Origin of the sequence: Pseudomonas sp. MWU13-2105 (assembly GCF_023242315.1) — a bacterium.
Taxonomy (GTDB): domain Bacteria; phylum Pseudomonadota; class Gammaproteobacteria; order Pseudomonadales; family Pseudomonadaceae; genus Aquipseudomonas.
In genome coordinates, this window is record NZ_JALLIY010000094.1 from 1 (window position 1) to 347 (window position 347).

General features: G+C 61.4%; 1 protein-coding gene. It reads right to left on the bottom strand.

The genetic code is table 11. The features are described from left to right. A partial coding sequence (locus M5B96_RS32455) for a carboxymuconolactone decarboxylase family protein (protein WP_248801257.1) occupies nt 1–347 on the bottom strand: 347 nt, incomplete at both ends.

Below are 347 nucleotides of genomic sequence, written 5' to 3' on the forward strand. Positions count from 1 at the left end.
CCGCGATCACGCACGACCGCCGTGGTGAACACATGCAAGGCTTCCAGGCGAGCATCCGGAATGACGCTGCCGGCGCGCAGAGCGGCAATGACCTCGGGTGCCATCTCGATCATCTTGGCCAGGGTGGTATGCCCGGCCATGCAGTAGTGGCAGTTGTTTTCGAAGTTGGAGGTCAGGTACACGACCTGCTGTTCGTGCGGGGTGAGGGTGCTCTTGCCGAACAGGTCCCAGAGTTGGCTGTAACCGGCCAGCAGCTCTGGCGATTCAGCCATGTTGCCTTGCAGGTTCGGTACGAAGCTGAAGGCTTTCTGCACGGCTTCCAGAATGGGCTTGGAGGCAGCAGGGGC